The organism is Sphingomonas sp. (genome assembly GCF_965248875.1).
GTDB lineage: Bacteria > Pseudomonadota > Alphaproteobacteria > Sphingomonadales > Sphingomonadaceae > Sphingomonas.
The window spans coordinates 79,125-96,206 of record NZ_CBDFKR010000007.1 but is presented as its reverse complement, the minus strand read 5'-3'; the positions used below and the strand labels follow the sequence as shown (position 1 = coordinate 96,206).

General features: G+C 69.4%; 18 protein-coding genes and 1 pseudogene. 13 read left to right on the top strand and 6 right to left on the bottom strand.

Annotation, left to right across the window (positions count from 1 at the left end):
- Positions 1-30: 30 nt before the first annotated feature.
- The gene (gene murI, locus ACP2AD_RS05200) at positions 31-825 is read right to left on the bottom strand and encodes a glutamate racemase (protein ID WP_425229021.1); all 795 of its coding nucleotides are present in this window, start codon (positions 823-825) and stop codon (positions 31-33) included.
- 47 nt (positions 826-872) lie between these two features.
- Positions 873-1,721, bottom strand: coding sequence for a sigma factor-like helix-turn-helix DNA-binding protein (locus ACP2AD_RS05195; protein ID WP_425229020.1), 849 nt, complete (start codon positions 1,719-1,721; stop codon positions 873-875).
- Positions 1,722-1,917: 196 nt separating this feature from the next.
- Between ACP2AD_RS05195 and plsY the strand changes: the two genes are divergently transcribed.
- The 3 genes from plsY (at position 1,918) to ACP2AD_RS05180 (ending at position 5,189) form a co-directional block, all read left to right on the top strand.
- The gene (gene plsY, locus ACP2AD_RS05190) at positions 1,918-2,517 is read left to right on the top strand and encodes a glycerol-3-phosphate 1-O-acyltransferase PlsY (RefSeq protein ID WP_425229019.1); all 600 of its coding nucleotides are present in this window, start codon (positions 1,918-1,920) and stop codon (positions 2,515-2,517) included.
- Between the two features lie 3 nt (positions 2,518-2,520).
- Positions 2,521-3,597 (top strand): DNA-processing protein DprA, encoded by a 1,077-nt coding sequence (gene dprA / locus ACP2AD_RS05185; RefSeq protein ID WP_425229018.1) that lies wholly within the window; start codon positions 2,521-2,523, stop codon positions 3,595-3,597.
- A gap of 68 nt (positions 3,598-3,665) precedes the next feature.
- The gene (locus ACP2AD_RS05180; RefSeq protein ID WP_425229017.1) at positions 3,666-5,189 is read left to right on the top strand and encodes a vWA domain-containing protein; all 1,524 of its coding nucleotides are present in this window, start codon (positions 3,666-3,668) and stop codon (positions 5,187-5,189) included.
- A 186-nt stretch (positions 5,190-5,375) separates the two neighbouring features.
- Here ACP2AD_RS05180 and ACP2AD_RS05175 read toward each other — a convergent pair whose 3' ends face one another.
- Together ACP2AD_RS05175 and ACP2AD_RS05170 are read right to left on the bottom strand one after the other, a co-directional pair.
- Positions 5,376-5,861 (bottom strand): hypothetical protein, encoded by a 486-nt coding sequence (locus ACP2AD_RS05175; protein WP_425229016.1) that lies wholly within the window; start codon positions 5,859-5,861, stop codon positions 5,376-5,378.
- A complete protein-coding gene (locus tag ACP2AD_RS05170) occupies positions 5,858-6,250 on the bottom strand; it encodes a hypothetical protein (RefSeq protein ID WP_425229015.1) in 393 nt (130 codons plus the stop codon). The genes ACP2AD_RS05175 and ACP2AD_RS05170 overlap by 4 nt, the downstream gene beginning before the upstream one ends.
- A 161-nt stretch (positions 6,251-6,411) precedes the next feature.
- Here ACP2AD_RS05170 and topA point away from each other — a divergent pair, with 161 nt between their 5' ends.
- The 3 genes and pseudogenes from topA (at position 6,412) to ACP2AD_RS05155 (ending at position 9,939) form a co-directional block, all read left to right on the top strand.
- Positions 6,412-9,006 (top strand): type I DNA topoisomerase, encoded by a 2,595-nt coding sequence (topA, locus tag ACP2AD_RS05165; RefSeq protein ID WP_425229014.1) that lies wholly within the window; start codon positions 6,412-6,414, stop codon positions 9,004-9,006.
- 20 nt (positions 9,007-9,026) lie between these two features.
- Positions 9,027-9,320, top strand: a complete 294-nt coding sequence (locus ACP2AD_RS05160) for a winged helix-turn-helix domain-containing protein (RefSeq protein ID WP_425229013.1) — start codon at positions 9,027-9,029, stop codon at positions 9,318-9,320.
- A pseudogene (locus tag ACP2AD_RS05155) lies at positions 9,317-9,939 on the top strand (restriction endonuclease). Before ACP2AD_RS05160 ends, ACP2AD_RS05155 begins: the two are co-directional and overlap by 4 nt.
- Positions 9,940-9,951: 12 nt before the next feature.
- On the opposite strand, the gene ACP2AD_RS05150 reads toward ACP2AD_RS05155, so the two are convergent.
- Positions 9,952-10,248: a hypothetical protein gene (locus ACP2AD_RS05150; RefSeq protein WP_425229012.1), complete on the bottom strand. Its 297-nt coding sequence runs from the start codon at positions 10,246-10,248 to the stop codon at positions 9,952-9,954.
- Positions 10,249-10,316: 68 nt separating this feature from the next.
- The gene (gene panC / locus ACP2AD_RS05145) at positions 10,317-11,159 is read right to left on the bottom strand and encodes a pantoate--beta-alanine ligase (protein ID WP_425229219.1); all 843 of its coding nucleotides are present in this window, start codon (positions 11,157-11,159) and stop codon (positions 10,317-10,319) included.
- 87 nt (positions 11,160-11,246) lie between these two features.
- Here panC and ACP2AD_RS05140 point away from each other — a divergent pair, with 87 nt between their 5' ends.
- From ACP2AD_RS05140 to ACP2AD_RS05110, 7 genes are all read left to right on the top strand, one after another.
- Entirely contained in the window at positions 11,247-12,071 is an 825-nt protein-coding gene (locus ACP2AD_RS05140) for a division plane positioning ATPase MipZ (RefSeq protein ID WP_425229011.1), read from the top strand.
- On the top strand, positions 12,068-12,325 hold the full coding sequence (locus ACP2AD_RS05135; RefSeq protein ID WP_425229010.1) for a J domain-containing protein: 258 nt from the start codon (positions 12,068-12,070) through the stop codon (positions 12,323-12,325). Before ACP2AD_RS05140 ends, ACP2AD_RS05135 begins: the two co-directional genes overlap by 4 nt.
- Positions 12,322-13,713: a phosphoglucomutase/phosphomannomutase PgmG gene (gene pgmG / locus ACP2AD_RS05130; protein ID WP_425229009.1), complete on the top strand. Its 1,392-nt coding sequence runs from the start codon at positions 12,322-12,324 to the stop codon at positions 13,711-13,713. The genes ACP2AD_RS05135 and pgmG overlap by 4 nt, the downstream gene beginning before the upstream one ends.
- A gap of 30 nt (positions 13,714-13,743) precedes the next feature.
- Positions 13,744-14,253 carry a PH domain-containing protein gene (locus ACP2AD_RS05125; RefSeq protein WP_425229008.1) on the top strand — a complete coding sequence of 170 codons (510 nt, stop codon included), beginning with the start codon at positions 13,744-13,746 and terminating at the stop codon, positions 14,251-14,253.
- Between the two features lie 30 nt (positions 14,254-14,283).
- Positions 14,284-15,045: a 3'-5' exonuclease gene (locus ACP2AD_RS05120; protein WP_425229007.1), complete on the top strand. Its 762-nt coding sequence runs from the start codon at positions 14,284-14,286 to the stop codon at positions 15,043-15,045.
- Positions 15,046-15,117: 72 nt separating this feature from the next.
- Positions 15,118-16,641: a sensor histidine kinase gene (locus ACP2AD_RS05115; protein WP_425229006.1), complete on the top strand. Its 1,524-nt coding sequence runs from the start codon at positions 15,118-15,120 to the stop codon at positions 16,639-16,641.
- Positions 16,638-17,081 carry a response regulator gene (locus ACP2AD_RS05110; protein ID WP_425229005.1) on the top strand — a complete coding sequence of 148 codons (444 nt, stop codon included), beginning with the start codon at positions 16,638-16,640 and terminating at the stop codon, positions 17,079-17,081. The genes ACP2AD_RS05115 and ACP2AD_RS05110 overlap by 4 nt, the downstream gene beginning before the upstream one ends.
- Position 17,082: the final 1 nt, after the last annotated feature.

The following is a 17,082-nucleotide window of genomic DNA, read 5'->3' as shown; positions in this document are numbered from 1 at the left end:
AACGCTTTTCCGCGGCCTTCGCCAGTATGGTCACAGCAGTTCGGGGGCTGCGAAACCACGAGGGCCGAGCGCGGCGGCGATCGCCCGCGTACGGTCGTCGAGCCGGGTGACGACCAACCGCGCCGGACCCGGTTCGCCACGCCAGTCCTGCCCCTGCGTCAGTTGCGAGACCCGGCGCGCGATGCCCGCGCCGCCGTCGACGAAGCGGACGCGCGGCGGCGCAGCGGCGGCCAGTTCGCCCGCCAGCAGCGGGAAGTGCGTGCAGGCGTTGACGATCACGTCGATCCTGTCGCCGCCGGGCTGGCGGAGCAAGCCGTCCAACTCCACCGCCACCGCGGCGCGCGATGGCGGCGCGCCCGCCAGCGCATCCTCCGCCAGCGCGACCAGCGCCGCCGAACCGTGACGGAGCACCAGGCAGTCGCTCGCAAATCGCGCGGCAAGATCGTCGACATAGGGCTGGCGCACCGTGGCCTCGGTTCCCAGCACGCCGATCACCCGGGTCCGGCTGAGCAGCGCGGCAGGTTTGATGGCGGGCACGGTGCCGACCACCGGCACATCCAGCGCCTGGCGGACGTGCATGAGCGCGATGGTCGACGCGGTGTTGCACGCGATCACCGCCAGCCGCGGGCGATAACGTTCGACCAGCCGTCCCAGCAGCGCGGGCACGCGCGCCGCGATCTCCGCTTCGCTGCGTGTGCCATAGGGAAACCCCGCCGAGTCGGCCGCATAGACGACCGGCGCGTGCGGCAGCAGCGCCCGGACCGGCGCGACCACCGACAACCCGCCGACGCCGGAATCGAAGAACAGGATCGGCGCGTCGCTCACCGGCCGTCGAGTGACTCGCCGACGCGGGCCGCGTCAAGCAATCCCCGTCACCGCCGCCATGCCCAATTCGCAGGCACATGGTCGCGCCAGAACTTGCTGTCCCACACGACGTATTCGGTTTCGCTGACGCGGCCGTCGCGGTCGATGTCCATATTGGCGATCCACATCGCCTGCCCTTGGGGGCCGGTGAACCACCGCACACGGTCGCTCGGGTGTGGCGCCGCACCGCGGGCATGCGGTTCGCCGACGCCGATCCCCATGGCGGGCGCTTCGCGCTGGTCGATGAAGCCCGACCCGTCCTTGTCCATCGTGTGGAAAGACGAGCGGACGAACGCTGTGACTTCCTCCGGTCCGGCGGCGCGCATGCGGACGGTGTCGACGCTCACCGGCGCAGGAACGCCCGGCAGATGGGGTCCAGGCGCGCTGACGGGCAGGTCGACGATCATGTCGCGGCTGGCGGGAACGGCAGTTGAGGCCGGCGCCGATGGAGCCGGCGACGGCGACGGCTGCGGCGTCGACGCCGATCGAGATAGAGTGATCAGCAGCGCGGCGAGGATCATGGGCATGGCTCCGGAGACGAGGGCGGATGACACGCGCCGTCCGCGACGGGCGATCGGCGCCGGTCCGCCCTGCTCCAGCGGCGCCTCACCCGGCAGGTCCGGCGGCTGGGGTAGCGTCCGGCCATACCCCTCGGCCTCCGCCAACAACCGCGCTGCCGCCAGCGATGACCCCACGCCCAGCTTGAGCCTCGCCATCTTCAGCCGCTTTTCTACGGCGTGCGGGCTGATCCCGAGCTCCAGCGCCATCTCCTTGGCGGTCTGATGGAGCAGCCGCCGGCGCAGGCACTCCTTTTCATTGCCGGTCAGCCGGCCGAGCGCCCCCTCCTGGTTGTCCATGCCTTCCGCCATGCTGCGCGCAGTTGTTACGGCCCACCGGCGCGGTTGCACAGGTACGGGCGGTTAGTACTTTCGGCATGCCTCCCCCGGAAATCGCCGCTGGGCGCGCGTTGCTCGACCTGAGCGAGGTTGTTTGTCGCGGCCGTGCAACCGCGTTAGACTGGGTCGGCAAGAAGGGGGCGGGTTGACAACGGAGATGCTCTGGGTCGCGCCGGCGGGCGCGCTGCTGTTCGGCTATCTGCTGGGCTCGATCCCGTTCGGCGTGCTGCTAACGCGCTGGGGCGGGGCGGGCGACCTGCGCCGGATCGGCTCGGGCAATATCGGCGCCACCAACGTGCTGCGCACCGGCCGCAAGGAGCTGGCGGCGGCGACGCTAATCCTCGATGCGCTGAAGGGTGCGGCGGCGGTGCTGATCGTCGCGCATGTCTCGCCGCTCGATGCGCCGCTGGCGGCGGCGGGGGCGTTCATCGGGCATTGCTATCCCGTCTGGTTACGCTTCAACGGCGGCAAGGGCGTGGCGACGATGCTCGGCATCGCCCTGGCGCTGCACTGGCCGGTCGGGCTGGTCTATGCCGCGGTTTGGCTGCTGCTCCTCGGCATGCTGCGCATCTCATCGCTGGCGGGGATGGTCGCGGCGCTGTCGGCGCCCGTATCGGCGGCGCTCTTCAACCGCTTCGATCTCGTACTGATGTTCCTCGCGCTGGCGCTGATCCTGGTTTGGAAGCACGGCGCCAATATCGACCGGCTGCTTGCCGGAACCGAGCCGCGGGTCGGCGCGCACACCGGCGACGGCTAGCGCGTGACTGCCGCTCTGATCGACCGGCTGCGGCTGCTGCGCACGCGGGGCGTCGGGCCGGTAACGTGGCGGCAGCTGCTCGCACGGTTCGGCAGCGCCGACGCGGCGATCGAGGCGCTGCCCCAGCTCGCTCAGCGCGGCGGCGGCGCTCCGCCCCGGATCGTCGATCGCGCCGAGGCGGAACGCGAGGTGGCGGCGGTGGAGCGGCTCGGCGCGCGTCATCTGTTCGGGGACGAACCCGGCTACCCGCCGTTGCTCGCCGAACTCGACAACGCGCCGGCCGCTCTGATCGTGCGCGGCGACATCGCACTCGCCCGGCGAGCGGCGGTGGCGGTGGTCGGCGCGCGCAATGCGTCGGCGGCGGCGTGCCGCTTCGCGCGTCAGCTCGGGCACGACCTGGCGGGCGAGGTTGCGGTGGTGTCGGGCCTTGCGCGGGGGATCGACACCGCCGCGCATGTCGGTAGTCTGTCGGGCGGCACGATCGCGGTGATCGCCGGCGGGATCGATGTCGCCTTCCCGCCCGAGAATGCGGCGCTGCAGGAGCGGATCGCGGCCGAGGGTCTGCTGATCGCCGAGATGCCGCCCGGGACCGAGCCGCGGGCGCGGCACTTTCCCTATCGCAACCGCATCATCGCCGGGCTGGCGGCGGGCACCGTTGTCGTCGAGGCGGCGCCGCGGTCGGGCTCACTCATCACCGCGCGGCTGGCGGCGGAGGCGGGGCGCGAGGTGATGGCAGTGCCGGGCTCCCCGCTCGATCCGCGCGCGCAGGGCTGCAACCTGCTGATCCGCGACGGCGCGACGCTGATCCAGACCGCGGCCGACGTGCTGGAGCAGATTCGCCCGATCGATCCTCGCGCGGTCAGGTCACCCGCGCTGCCGTTCGACGCCGGGTCGGTCGAGGATGCCAGCGACGTGGAGCGTCGTCGGATCGTCGATCTGCTCGGCCCCGTGCCGACGCCGGTCGACGAGCTGCTACGGCAATCGACGCTGTCGCCCGCGATCGTCCAGACCGTGCTGCTGGAGCTGGAGCTGGCGGGGCGGCTGGAACGGCATGCGGGGGGACGGGTCAGCCTGCGCTGAGCCGCGCGCGGCCGTGCTTGCGGGCGGGGTGATGATGTGACATTATAACCTAAACGGAGGAACGCGTCATGCGCCTGATCGTGCTGTTGCTGACGGGAACCGCGGCGCTGGGGATAGGACTGGCGTCGCACGCCGCACCGGCCGGCAATCCCGGCCGGTCCGCCGCCACGGGACTGTGCCGCCGCGCTCCGCCGCTGCCGCCGCTCGCGGCTGAGGCCGAGCGTGGTCAGGCCCAGGGTGGATATGGGCGGCCGACGCCCAGATATGAAAGCGCCACGGCGGCGGATGGTATCGCGCCGCCACCGCCGCCGGTTCCGGAAGCCGCGCCGCCCGCGCCGCCGGCCATCGCTGCGCCGCCGCCCATCGTCGCGCCGGCGCCGGCCGCCCGGACCCGCGACGGCATCGCCGTCACGGGATCGCTCCCCCGCGGGCCGTCCGCTGCGCCGGGCAGCGCCTTTACGCCGCGCCGAACCGACCCGGCGAGGCCGCCCGCCGGGCTGCTTACCGCGGGCGAGCATGACGACCTCCTCAACCCCGAGCTCTACGCCAGCTATGTCGATGCGTTCGTGAAGGGCGAGCCGCTCGCGGGCGTGCCGCGCGTCGACACCGCGCGCGTGCTCACGGTGTCGGTGCGCGACGGGGCCGGGCGGCCGCTGCCCTTCGCGCCGGTGACGCTGACCTGCGCCGACGGCAATAGGTTGACGCTGGCGACGCTGGCTGACGGCAACGTCGCCTTCTTCCCCGATCTCGACCGCCTGGGCCGCGAAGTGACGATCGGGGTGCCCGGTGCGGACGGACCGCGGCGCGCGACGCTAGCCGGGGGCGCTGGCGGAGTGACCGAGCGCATCGTCGTCGCGCGGCCGCCCGCGCCGGTGCGCGCGCTCGACCTGGCGCTGGTCGTCGATTGCACCGGCAGCATGGGCGACGAGCTGAGCTACCTCCAATCGGAGCTGCGCGCGATCCTGACCGAACTGCGGGCGCGCCACCCCGATCTCGACCTGCATGTCGCGTTGATCGCCTATCGCGACCGGGGCGACGACTATGTCACCCGCACCTTCCCGCTCACCGGCGACGTCGGCGCGATCCAGGCCGGCCTCGGCCGCCAGCGCGCCGACGGCGGCGGCGATGAACCCGAGTCGATGGAGGTCGCGATGGCGCGCGCCGCCGGGCTCGCCTGGCGGGCCGGAGCGGTGCACTCGCTGTTCCTCGTCGCCGACGCGCCGCCGCATGCCGACGATGTCGCCGCGACCTGGGCGGCGGCGGAGCGCCTGCGCGCGAGCCGCGTCCAGATTGTGCCCGTTGCCGCGTCGGGCGTCGCGCGAGGCGCGGAATACATCATGCGCGCAATGGCGGCGGCGACTCAGTCGCGCTACCTGTTCCTGACCGATGACAGCGGCATCGGCAATCCGCACGCCCCGCCCGCGATCGACTGTTACCAGGTCACCAGGCTCGCGGATGCGATGCGCCGCGTGCTCGACGGCCAGCTGTCGGGCCGCCGCGTCGAGCCCGATCGCGACGAGATCATCCGCACCGTCGGCACCTATGACGCCGGTCGCTGCGTCCTCCCGTCCGGGTGGGACCGCTGGCAGTGACGCCGCCGTGGATCGGCTGAAGGTTTAGCGACGACGCGCTGTATGGCGTCATCGTCCTGCCGCCGCTCTGATTCGCGCTCGAAGCCGCCGCTCGGGCCCGAATGGCGCTACGGCTTCGTCGGCACGGTGCTGGCTCTCCAGCCGACAGCCGCACCGATCTGTTCCGCCGTTGGCTGAGCGGGCGCGTCAGACGTCGAACGCGGCGCTGATCGTCCTGATCTCGCCCAGGATGCCGCTCATCTGGTCGGCGAACTTCTCGACCTCCGCGGCCGAGGTGGCGCGCGGCCAGCTGACCATGATGTGGTGGAGCGCGGCTTCCAACTGACCCAGCCTGGCGTTCCCCTCGCGCGCTTTGGACAGCCGAAGCATCATCTCGACCCTACTCGCCTTGGACAAGACCTCGCTCCAGACCAGCTTCGCCTGCTCCACCGTCTGCGCGCCCGCTGCAAGCGACTGCGCGGCCTGCCGCTCGCCGTGGAGCTGGGCCAGGCGGCCGGCGTTGTGCGCCAGCATCTCCCGCGCGGCGGCGTCGACCTCTGGTTTCAGGGCGGCGGCCTTAGCGCCGCTGCCCACGCGCTTCAGCGCCAGTTCCGCGAGATGCGCCGGGACGGCCAGGTCCTTGCCGTCGCTCGCCAAATGGCCCCAACGGGCGAGATAGGTCGCCGGGATCATTGCATCTGCCCTTCCTGGTAGATCATCCAGACGCTGACGCCGGTCGAGATCAGCGACGGATCGACGATGCTGATCAGGTCGACGCCCATATGGACCTGCATCATGCGCAGTTCGCATTCCGCCTTGATCGCCTCTGCCTGTGCCTCTGCCAGCGCCAAAGCGAGCGCCGCATGGCGGACGCGCGGGTTGGTGTAGCGCGCTCTGATGGCTGCGGCGGCGGCATGCGCCTCGGCCCGACCGCGTGCCTCGGCGGCACGGTCCAGCCCCGCCAGCTCCGACACCTGCTTCTTCATCTGGACGATGTAGCGATCGAGGTCGGCGCGATCGGCCTTGCTCGGCAGATGACCGCCGTTACCCGTCAGATAGCCGGTCATGTCGAGATTGCTCATCGCGCTGTCGTCCCCCTTAGCGGCGGCGATGTTAGTGGAGGGCGGGATGACCGGCTTGGCGATTTCAGCCAAAAAGCGGCGTGGCCGCAGCGCCGAGCCTTGACGCCGCCGCCGCACCCCCGTCACCCTCGCGCGTACACGTAAGGACGCGTCACCACCCCATGCAGCTCGTCATCGTCGAATCGCCCGCCAAGGCCAAGACCATCGAGAAATATCTCGGCGCGGATTATCGGGTCCTCGCTTCCTATGGCCATGTCCGCGACCTGCCGCCGAAGGATGGGTCGGTCGATCCCGACAACGGCTTCACGATGGAGTGGGAGAATTATGCCGACAAGGCCAAGCAGCTGCGCGCGATCACCGACGAGGCCAAGCAGGCGTCGCGGCTGATCCTCGCGACCGATCCGGACCGCGAGGGCGAGGCGATCAGCTGGCACGTCCAGGAGGTGCTGCGCGGGCGCAAGGCGTTGCCCAAAAAGGTCGAACGCGTCACGTTCAACGCGATCACCAAACAGGCGGTGACCGAGGCGATGAAGGCGCCGCGTCAACTCGATACCGACCTGATCGACGCCTATCGTGCGCGGCGGGCGCTCGATTACCTGGTCGGATTCACGCTGTCGCCGGTGCTGTGGCGCAAGCTGCCGGGCGCCAAGTCGGCGGGCCGCGTCCAGTCGGTGGCGCTGCGCCTGATCGTCGAGCGCGAGCGCGAGATCGAAGCCTTCCGCGCGCAGGAATATTGGTCGGTCACCGCCAGTCTTGAGCAGGACGGCACCGCCTTCGCCGCGCGGCTGGTGCAGTGGGAGGGCCGCAAGCTCGACCGATTGGCGATCGGCAAGGAGGGCGACGCCCTGCGCGCCAAGGCCGATGTCGAAGCTGGGCATTTCACCGTCCAGTCGGTCGAGACGCGCCCGCTCACCCGCAACCCGCCGCCGCCTTTCACCACCTCCACCATCCAGCAGGAAGCGGCGCGCAAGCTCGGCTTCTCCGCCGACCATACGATGCGGATCGCGCAGCAGCTCTACGAGGACGGCGCGATCACCTATATGCGCACCGACGGCGTCCAGATGGACGGCAGTGCGATCTCGGCGGCGCGCAAGGCGGTGGCCGAGCGCTATGACGGTCACTACGTCCCGGATAAACCCCGTCACTATACCGCCAAGGCGAAGAACGCGCAGGAAGCGCATGAGGCGATCCGCCCGACCGACTTCGGGCGCGACCGGGCGGGGTCGGGCGACCATGCCCGGCTTTACGAACTGGTGTGGAAGCGCGCGCTCGCCAGCCAGATGGCGTCGGCGCGGCTGGAACGGACCACCGTCGATCTCGCCGAGGGGACCGGGCGGCACGTCATCCGCGCGACGGGGCAGGTGGTGCTCTTCCCGGGCTATCTCGCGCTCTACGAAGAGTCGTCGGATGATCTTGGCGTCCGCTCCGGCCAACAGGCCGACGCGGATGAGGCGGAGGACGCGCGCCGCCTGCCGCGGCTGAAGGAGGGCGACGCGCCCGCAAAGAAAGGCGTCGCCGCCGAGCAGCACTTCACGCAGCCGCCACCGCGCTTTTCCGAGGCGTCGCTGGTCAAGCGGATGGAGGAGCTGGGGATCGGCCGCCCGTCCACCTACGCGTCGATCATCAAGACGCTGAAGGACCGTGCTTACGTCCAGGTCGAGAAGAACCGCTTCAAGGCGGAGGAGAGCGGCCGGCTGGTGACGGCGTTCCTCGAGCGCTTCTTCCCGCGCTATGTCGGCTACGACTATACCGCCGAGCTGGAGGAGGAGCTGGACGACGTGTCGGGGGGCCGTGCGGGGTGGCAGGCGGTGCTCGACGCGTTCTGGCGCGACTTCAAGCCCAAGACCGCGGAGGTGATGGAGCAGCAGCCATCGGCGATCACCGCCGAGCTCGACCTGTTCCTGGCACCCTACCTCTTCCCCGAGCGCGCCGACGGGGCGGACCCGCGGCTGTGCCCGAATTGTGGCGCGGGCAAGCTGGCGCTGCGCGGCGGCAAGTTCGGGGCCTTCGTCGCCTGCTCCAACTATCCGGAGTGCAAGTTCACCCGCCGCTTCGGTCAGGGCGGCGACGATGCGGATGGTGCGACTGCGACGCCCGAGCAGCTCGGCCACGACCCCGAGACGGGGCTGCCCGTCGAGCGCAAGTCGGGACGGTTCGGGCCGTACATCCAGCTCGGCGAGGGCAAGGACGCCAAGCGGGCGTCAATCCCCAAGGATGCGGGCGAGCTGACGCTGGAACTCGCGCTCAAGCTGCTGAGCCTGCCGCGCACCGTCGGCGCGCACCCCGAGACGGGCGAGCCGATCACCGCCTCGATCGGCCGCTATGGCCCCTACCTCGCTCACGCCGGCAAATATGCGCGGCTGCAGTCGACCGCCGAGGTGTTCGAGACCGGCATGAACGCCGCCGTCGTCAAGCTCGCCGAAGCGGCGGCGGGCGGTGGGCGGCCGCAGCGGGGTGCGGCGCGTGCGCCCTTGAAGGAGTTTGGCGAGCATCCCCGCACCGGCGCGGCGGTCAAGCTGATGGAGGGGCGCTACGGCCCCTATGTCACCGACGGCACCACCAACGCGACCCTGCCCAAGACGCTTGCCCCCGAGCAGCTGACGCTGGAGGAAGCCGCGCAGCTGCTCGACGCGCGCGCCGCGGCGGCACCGGCAAAGGGGAAGAAGCCGGTACGCAAGGCGGCAAAAAAACCTGCAGCCAAGAAATCAGCTGCAAGGAAGGTGGCTTCCGTGTCGACGACCAGCAAACGCACGTAAGCGCGGGCAGGAGCACGCCAATGGCGATCCCCGATTTCCAGACACTGATGCGTCCCGTTTTAGCCGCCGCCGCAACGGCGCCGGTCCGCATGCCGGACGTGGCATCGACTCTGGCGGACATGTTCAAGCTGGATGCTGATGAACGGGAAGAGCTGATTCCCAGCGGGCGGCAGCGACTGTTCTACAATCGGCTCGCTTGGGCCAAGTTTCACCTGACGAAGGCGGGGATGCTGGAATCTCCCTCTCGGGGGCGTTTGTCGCCACCGCCGACGGCCGGACGCTGCTCCACGGCTTACCCGACCGCATTGACATGAAAGCCCTGCGTCAACGCTCTAAAATTTATGCCGATATGCTGCAGCGGGACACCATTGTGTCGCACGAGCAGGGCGCCGAACTGAATGTCGCCGTTGCCGCGACACCGAACGATCAGATTACTGCCGCCGTAAACCTTCTGCGTGAGCAATTAAAGGACGGCCTTCGGGAGCAAATAGCAACGGCTGGGTTCCAGCGCTTCGAGCGCCTGATTCGCGATCTGCTCGTAGCCATGGAATATGGGGAAGATCTTGATGCCGGTAAACCACGGACGGGCGGCAGTGACGGCGGGGTGGATGGCGTCATCAGTCAAGACAAGTTTGGACTTGACCGTATCTACCTGCAAGCCAAGCTGTATTCAGATGTAAAGGTAGGCCGGCCAGCGGTTCAGGGGTTTGTCGGCAGTCTGATCGGGCACGGTGCCCCAAGGGCGTGTTTGTGACAATGACCAGCTTCAGCAAAGAGGCTGAAGCGTATGCAAGCAGTTTGCGTGAGCGCGTGGTGCTGATCGATGGTGATCGGCTATGCGATTTGCTGATCGACTATGGCGTGGGCGTGCGAGACGACCGGCCCATGATGCTTAAGCAGCTGGACTTCAGCTATTTTGCTGACGAGAACTGACAAAGAAGGGCGCTAGGCCGCGCGGCGCTGCGTCTGCTGGAGCCATGCCCGCGCCGCGGCCTGGGCGGTCGCGATATCGCGTGCGGTCATGTCTTCGGCGATATCGGTCCGGCACGCCTTGGCGGTCTCCAGCCCAGCGATCGCGGCCAGGTTGAACCATTTGTGCGCCTCGATCAGGTCGATCTCGACGCCCTCGGTCCCCGTCGAATAGCACAGGCCCAGATCATACAGCGCCTCGCCGTCGCCGCGCGCCGCGTCGGCCATGCGGCTGTCGAGCAGGAATTGCGCGCTCTTGATGCTGTTGCCCATGTTCTCGGTCCCCTGTTTACCCTCAATAGGACACTGGGCTGATTCGCGTGACGAAATGGTTAACGCGGTTAACCCTGTTCGATAGCGATGTTGTCGATCAGCCGCGTTGTGCCGATGCGCGCCGCCGCGAGCAGGCGGCGGGGGCGTCCGGCGGCGGGGCCGGGCGTCAGTGTCTCGGCATCCGTAAGCGCGAGATAGTCGATCGCAAAGCCCGCCGCATCCAGCGCGGCATGCGCCTGCGCCAGCACCGCGTCCGCGTCGTCGCCACGGCCGATCGCCCGCGCCGCCTCGCCTAGCGCTCGTGGAAGCGCTGTCGCCGCCGCTCGCTCGTCGGGCGAGAGGTAGATGTTGCGCGACGACAGCGCCAAACCGTCGTCGTCGCGCTGGGTCGGGACGCCGACGATCTCCACCGTCAGGTCGAGATCGGCGACCAGCCGCCGGATGACCTGAAGCTGCTGCCAGTCCTTCTCGCCGAAAAAGGCTGCGTCGGGCGTCACCTGGTTGAACAGCTTGGCGATTACCGTCGCCACCCCGTCGAAATGTCCCGGCCGCACCGCGCCGTCCCACCGCTCGCTGACGCCGGACACTGTAATGTTGGTGGCGAAGCCGTCGGGGTACATCACGTCGACCGGCGGCAACCACAGCAGGTCGCAGCCCGCATCAAGAAGTAACCTGGAGTCCGCCGTCTCGCGCCGGGGATAGCGGCCCAGGTCCTCGCCTGCACCGAACTGCTTCGGATTGACGAAGATCGACGCGACGACGCGCATCTTCGCGGCGCGCGCCGCGTCGATCAGCGCCAGGTGGCCGGCGTGGAGCGCGCCCATCGTGGGTACCAACGCGACCCGCTCACCATCCGTCCGCCATGCCGCCATCGCCGCCCGCAGCGCCGCCGGCTCCCGCACCGTTTCCACCGCCCAACCCCCTCGAAATGCGGAGCGGCGGCTTCTATGGAGGCAGGCGGCGGCGATCAACCCGGCCGACACGATGAGGAACACGCTTTGCCCAGCGGGCCGGACAATACCCATGTCATCGTCTTCGCCAACGAAAAGGGCGGGACCGGCAAGTCGACCACCGCGGTCCATGTCGCGATCGCGCTGGCGGCGAAGGGCGCGCGCGTCGCCTGTCTCGACCTCGACCATCGCCAGCGAACCGTGGGCCGTTACCTCGACAACCGCGCGCAGACGATCAAGCGCAAGGGCGCGGCGCTGCCGATGCCGGTCTATGCCACCCATGACGGCCACACCCCCGAGCGGTTCGAGGAGCTGTGGAACCAGCTGATCGACGGTGCCGACTATTTCGTGATCGACACGCCGGGGCGCGATGATCCGTTCGCGCGCCTCGCTGCGCAGCGGGCGGACACGCTGGTGACGCCGATGAACGACAGCTTCGTCGACTTCGATCTGATCGGCCAGGTTGATCCGGAGACCTTCAAGGTCACGCACCCCTCCTTCTATGCCGAGCTGATCTGGGACGCGCGCAAGGCGCGGGCACGGGCGGACGGGGCGACGATCGACTGGGTGGTGCTGCGCAACCGGCTCCAGCATATCGAGGCGCGCAACATGCGCCGGGTGCAGGAGGCGCTGATGCAGCTCGCCAAGCGGGTCGGCTTCCGCCTCATTCCTGGGCTGGGCGAGCGGGTCGTCTATCGCGAGCTGTTCCCGGCCGGGCTGACGCTGCTCGACTCGCGCTTCTTCGGCGAGATGGGGCTGGGTCATGTCGCCGCGCGCCAGGAGCTGCGCGAGATGATGGCGGCCTTGAGCCTGCCCGAACCCCAGCTGCCGATGTTTGCGGACCATGCCGCTGCGGGCATCGTGGCGGCGTGAAGCTGTTCTGGCTCCTGCTGCTGGTGGCGGCGGCGTGGTTCTGGTTCAAGACCAGGTCGAAGCCGGCGGTGCGCGACAGCGACCTGATCGACGCCCGCGCGGTGCTGGGCGTCGATGCTCGCGCCGACGCTGACGCGATCCGCGCCGCGCACCGGCGGCTGCTGGGCGGCGTCCATCCCGATCGCGGCGGTTCGGCCGAGCTGACGCGGCAGATCAATGCGGCGCGCGACCTGCTGCTCCGCCGCGCCCCGTGAGCCATCGCTTCGATGCCACGGTGCTGCGCGATTACGACGTGCGGGGGGTGGTCGGCGCGACGCTCGGGCCCGCGGACGCCGACGCGCTGGGCCGGAGCTTCGCGACACGGGTGCGGCGGGCGGGCGGCGCCCGCGTGGCGGTCGGCTTTGATGGGCGCATTTCGTCGCCCGTGCTCGAAACGGCGCTGATCGAGGGGCTGATCGCGAGCGGCGTCGATGTCGTCCGCATCGGGCTTGGTCCGACGCCGCAGCTTTATTTTGCGGAGGCGACGCTTGCCGTCGACGCGGGCGTGCAGGTGACGGGCAGCCACAACCCGGCCGCCTATAACGGCTTCAAGATGGTGCTGGGCCACCGCGCATTTTACGGCGGCGACATCCAGGACCTGGCGCGCCTGGCCGCGGCAGGCGACTGGGAGGCGGGGGCAGGCACGGTGACCACGGCCGACGTGCGCGAGAATTATGTCCAGCGCCTCGCCCGTGGCTTCGCCGGGAACGGCTACCGCATCGGCTGGGACCCCGCCAACGGCGCCGCCGGGCCGGTGATCGAGCGGCTGGTGCAGCTCCTGCCGGGCGAGCATCACGTCATCAATGCGGACGTCGATGGCACCTTTCCCAACCATCATCCCGATCCAACCGTCGAGGCCAATCTCGACCAGCTTAAACGGTTGGTCGCCGAGCGTCGGCTCGACTTCGGGCTCGGCTTCGATGGCGATGGCGACCGGCTGGGCGCGATCGATGGCGAGGGGCGGATGGTCTGGGGCGACCAGCTGATGATGCTGCTCGCCGAACCCGTGCTGCGCCGCCACCCCGGGTCACCGATCATCGCCGACGTCAAGTCCAGCGACGCGCTGTTCGACCGCATCCGCGATCTGGGCGGGCGGCCGGTGATGACGCGGTCCGGGCACAGCGTCCTCAAGGCGGCGCTGAGCGAGCATGGCGCACCGCTCGCGGGCGAGCTGTCGGGGCACATCTTCTTCGCCGACGACTGGCACGGGTTCGACGATGCGCAGTATGCGGCGGTGCGGCTGATCGAGGCGGTGAGCGCGTCGGGCCGCACGCTGACCGAGCTGCGCGGAGCAATGCCGGCGCTGTGCACCACGCCGGAGCTGCGCATCCCCGTCGATGAGGCGCGCAAGTGGGCGGTGGTCGACGAGGTGCTGGCGCGGCTCCATGCCGACGCCGCCGAGGTGAACGCGATCGACGGCGCGCGGGTGACGACCGCCGACGGCTGGTGGCTGCTGCGCGCGTCCAATACCGAAGCGGCGCTGACTGCGCGGGCGGAGGCGCGCGACGAGGCGGGGCTGGCCCGGCTGGTCGCAGCGATCGGCGATCAGCTGGCGCGGTCGGGCATCGCTGACCCGTTCGGCGCGGGCGGCGGGGCAGGTTGACCAGCGGCGCCGCGCGAGTAGGCTCCGCCGATGCCCGAACAGCATGTCGACGAATTCCGAACCAGCACCGCGCGCTGGCTGTACGGCAGTCTCGCGGGTTGGGGGCTGACCGCGCTACTGCTCGCCGGGCCGGTCGGCGCGGTCGTGCTCGGGTCCGCATGGCCGCTGGCTCTAAGCGCGACGGCGCTGCTCGCGATCGGCTATCGCTGGCTGCGCGCGCGATCGGCTTTGTACCAGGTCACCGATCAGCGGCTGATCGTCTGCAACGGCCTGTTGATGAAGACGGTCGACGAGATCGAGCTGTACCGGATCAAGGACATGCGGCTCGACTTCTCGATCCTGGGGCAGATGGCCGGGATTGGCACGATCACGCTGACCTCGACCGACCGCACCACCGGCGACACGCAGTTCGTGCTCGCCGACGTGCCGCATGCGCGCGAGCGGCGCGAGGGCCTGCGCGGGCTGGTCGAGCGCGCGCGGCAGCGGCGCGGCGTCCGCGAGATCGACGTCGATCATGAAGGGCTTGCGCAGACTGGATAAAGTCTGCGTTCGCGCCCATCTGCGACTGCCATGCCCGCCCCCGCCCCGCAGATCCTGCGCGTCATCGACCTGGAAACCACCGGCAGCGCGCCGCCCGCGCATGGGGTACTGGAGATCGGCTGGCAAGATGTAGCGCTGGGTGCCGACGGCCGCTGGGCGCTGCAGGGGGAGGGCGGCGCCCGCATGGTCAACCCCGGCCGTCCGATCCCGCCGATCACACAGGCCGTGCACCACATCCTCGACGAACAGGTCGCCGAGGCGCCCTTCTGGCACGATGTGGCGCGGCCGGTGCTCGATCCCTGGCCCCGCCGCCTCGCGCTCGCTGCGCACCGCGCCGACTTCGAGGAGCAGTTCTGCACCCCCGCACTGACGCGCGGCGCCGACTGGATCTGCACCTGGAAATGCGCACTCAGGCTGTGGCCCGACAGTCCTTCGTTCTCCAATCAAGTGCTGCGCTACTGGCGCAAGCCGCACGGGCTGGAGCATGAGCGCGGCCTGCCGGCGCACCGCGCCTTCCCCGACGCCTATGTCACCGCGCACCACCTGCGCGACATGCTGAATGAGGCGAGCGTGGCGCAGCTGATCGACTGGTCGAAGTTGCCGGGGCTGTTGCCGCGCGTCCGCTACGGGCCCGATCGCGGCAAGGACTGGCGCGAGATCGGCGAGGACAGTCTGCACGGCTTTCTCAGCGATCGCGATGCGGATGTGCGCTTCACCGCCGAGACGGAGGTCGCGCGCCGTCGCGGCGGCGGCCATGTCGGCCGCCCGACCGCGCAGGAACTGTTGCTCTGAACCACCGGTGCATGCGCATGGGCAGTCGCGGGTGATCGGAGTTGCTGCCTAGCATTCTGAAATCGTTACGCTATGGCGACGATCATGTTCGGCGCGCTCGCCCGGCGGATGGGGGCTAGCCACCAGTCCATCGGTCGATTCCTGATCGGCGCCCTGGCGCTGGGTTTCCTGCTGCTCCTGGCGGCAGGCGTCGCGCTGCTGTGGGTGGCGCGCGCGAACGTCCGGCACACCTATTGGGTGTCGCATACCTATCAGGTCGAAAATGCGATCGAGCATGCGCAGCTGCTGGTCGAGCAGGCGGAGGCGACGCGGCGCGGCTATCTGCTGGCGCAACAGGACGTCTATCTGACTGCGTTTCAGGGTTTCGATCGTCAGATCGGACCTGCGATCGATCGCATCGCCACGCTGACCAGCGACAACCCGCGGCAGCAGCGCGAGCTGGTCACCTATCGGGCGGCGGCCACGGCGCTCGCGACGGCGCGCCTGCACTCGATGGCGCTGATCCGGACGGGGCAGCCCGACGCGGCGGTGCGCTATTTCGTCGACGAAGCGCGGTACAAACGCCCCCGCGCGGTGCGCGACAGCGCGGCGCGATTGCTGGTGGAGGAGCACCGACTGCTCGGTATCCGTGACGCCGATCTGCAACGGTCGACGCGCGTCTTTTACGTCGTCATCGCGCTGGCAGGTGCGGCGCTGGCGCTGCTGATCGGGCTGACGGTGCTCACCGTGCTGCGTTTCACCCGCGACCTCGCCGCATCGCGTGATCGGCTGAGCGCGTTCAACGAGGTGCTGGAGGATGAGGTCGCGAACCGCACCGCCGATCTGCGCCTCGCCAACGACGAGATCCAGCGGTTCGCCTATATTGTCAGCCACGACCTGCGTTCGCCGCTCGTCAACGTGATGGGGTTCACCGCCGAGCTTGAAACGGCGGGACGGGCGCTCGGCAACCTGGTCGATCGTGCGGCGGAAGAGGCGCCGCAGCTGCTGGACGCAGCTACGCGCGCCGCCGCGAAGGAGGATCTGCCGGAGGCGATCGGCTTCATCCGCACCTCGACTGCCAAGATGGACCGGCTGATCAACGCGATCCTGCGCCTGTCGCGCGAAGGCCGTCGCGTCCTAACGCCCGAGCCGCTCGATCTGGCGGAGATTTCGACAGCGGCCGGTGACGCGCTGCAGCACCTCGCCGAAGAGCGAGACGCCACGATCGAGGTGCGGCGGCCGATGCCGGGCGTCGTCAGCGATCGGCTAGCGGTGGAGCAGATCGTCTCCAACCTGCTGGAAAACGCGATCAAATACCTCCAGCCCGGCCGTCCGGGGCGGATCACCGTAGCGGCGGCGCGCGACAAGGGCCGCGTGCTGGTCGAGGTCGTCGACAACGGCCGCGGTATCGCGCCGGGCGATCACCAGCGCATCTTCGACCTGTTCCGCCGCTCGGGCGCGCAGGATCAGCCCGGCGAAGGCATCGGCCTCGCGCATGTCCGCGCGCTCGCCTATCGGCTGGGCGGCACGATTGACGTGCAATCGACACTCGGCGAAGGCTCGACCTTCCGTCTTGTCCTGCCCGCGACCTTCCAGCCCGAAAGCGCTGCCCGATGAACACGCCCCAGACCGTCAGCATCGTCATGATCGAGGATGATGAGGGGCACGCCCGGCTGATCGAGAAGAACATCCGCCGCGCCGGCATCATGAACGAGATCCGGCATTTCACCGACGGCACCACCGCGCTGGATTTCATGTTCAATCATTCGGACGGTCCGGCCCTGAATGGACCGGCGCTGGTGCTGCTCGACCTCAACCTGCCCGACATGAGCGGGACGGATATCCTCGCCAAGATCAAGGCGGAGGGCAGCCCGCTCAAGCGCACGCCCGTCGTGGTGCTGACCACCACCGATGATAAGGTCGAAATCCAGCGCTGTTACGACCTCGGCTGCAACGTCTACATCACGAAGCCGGTCAATTACGAAAGCTTCGCGCAGGCGATCCGCCAGCTCGGACTGTTCCTGTCGGTGATCCAGGTTCCCGACCTGGCAGGCTGAG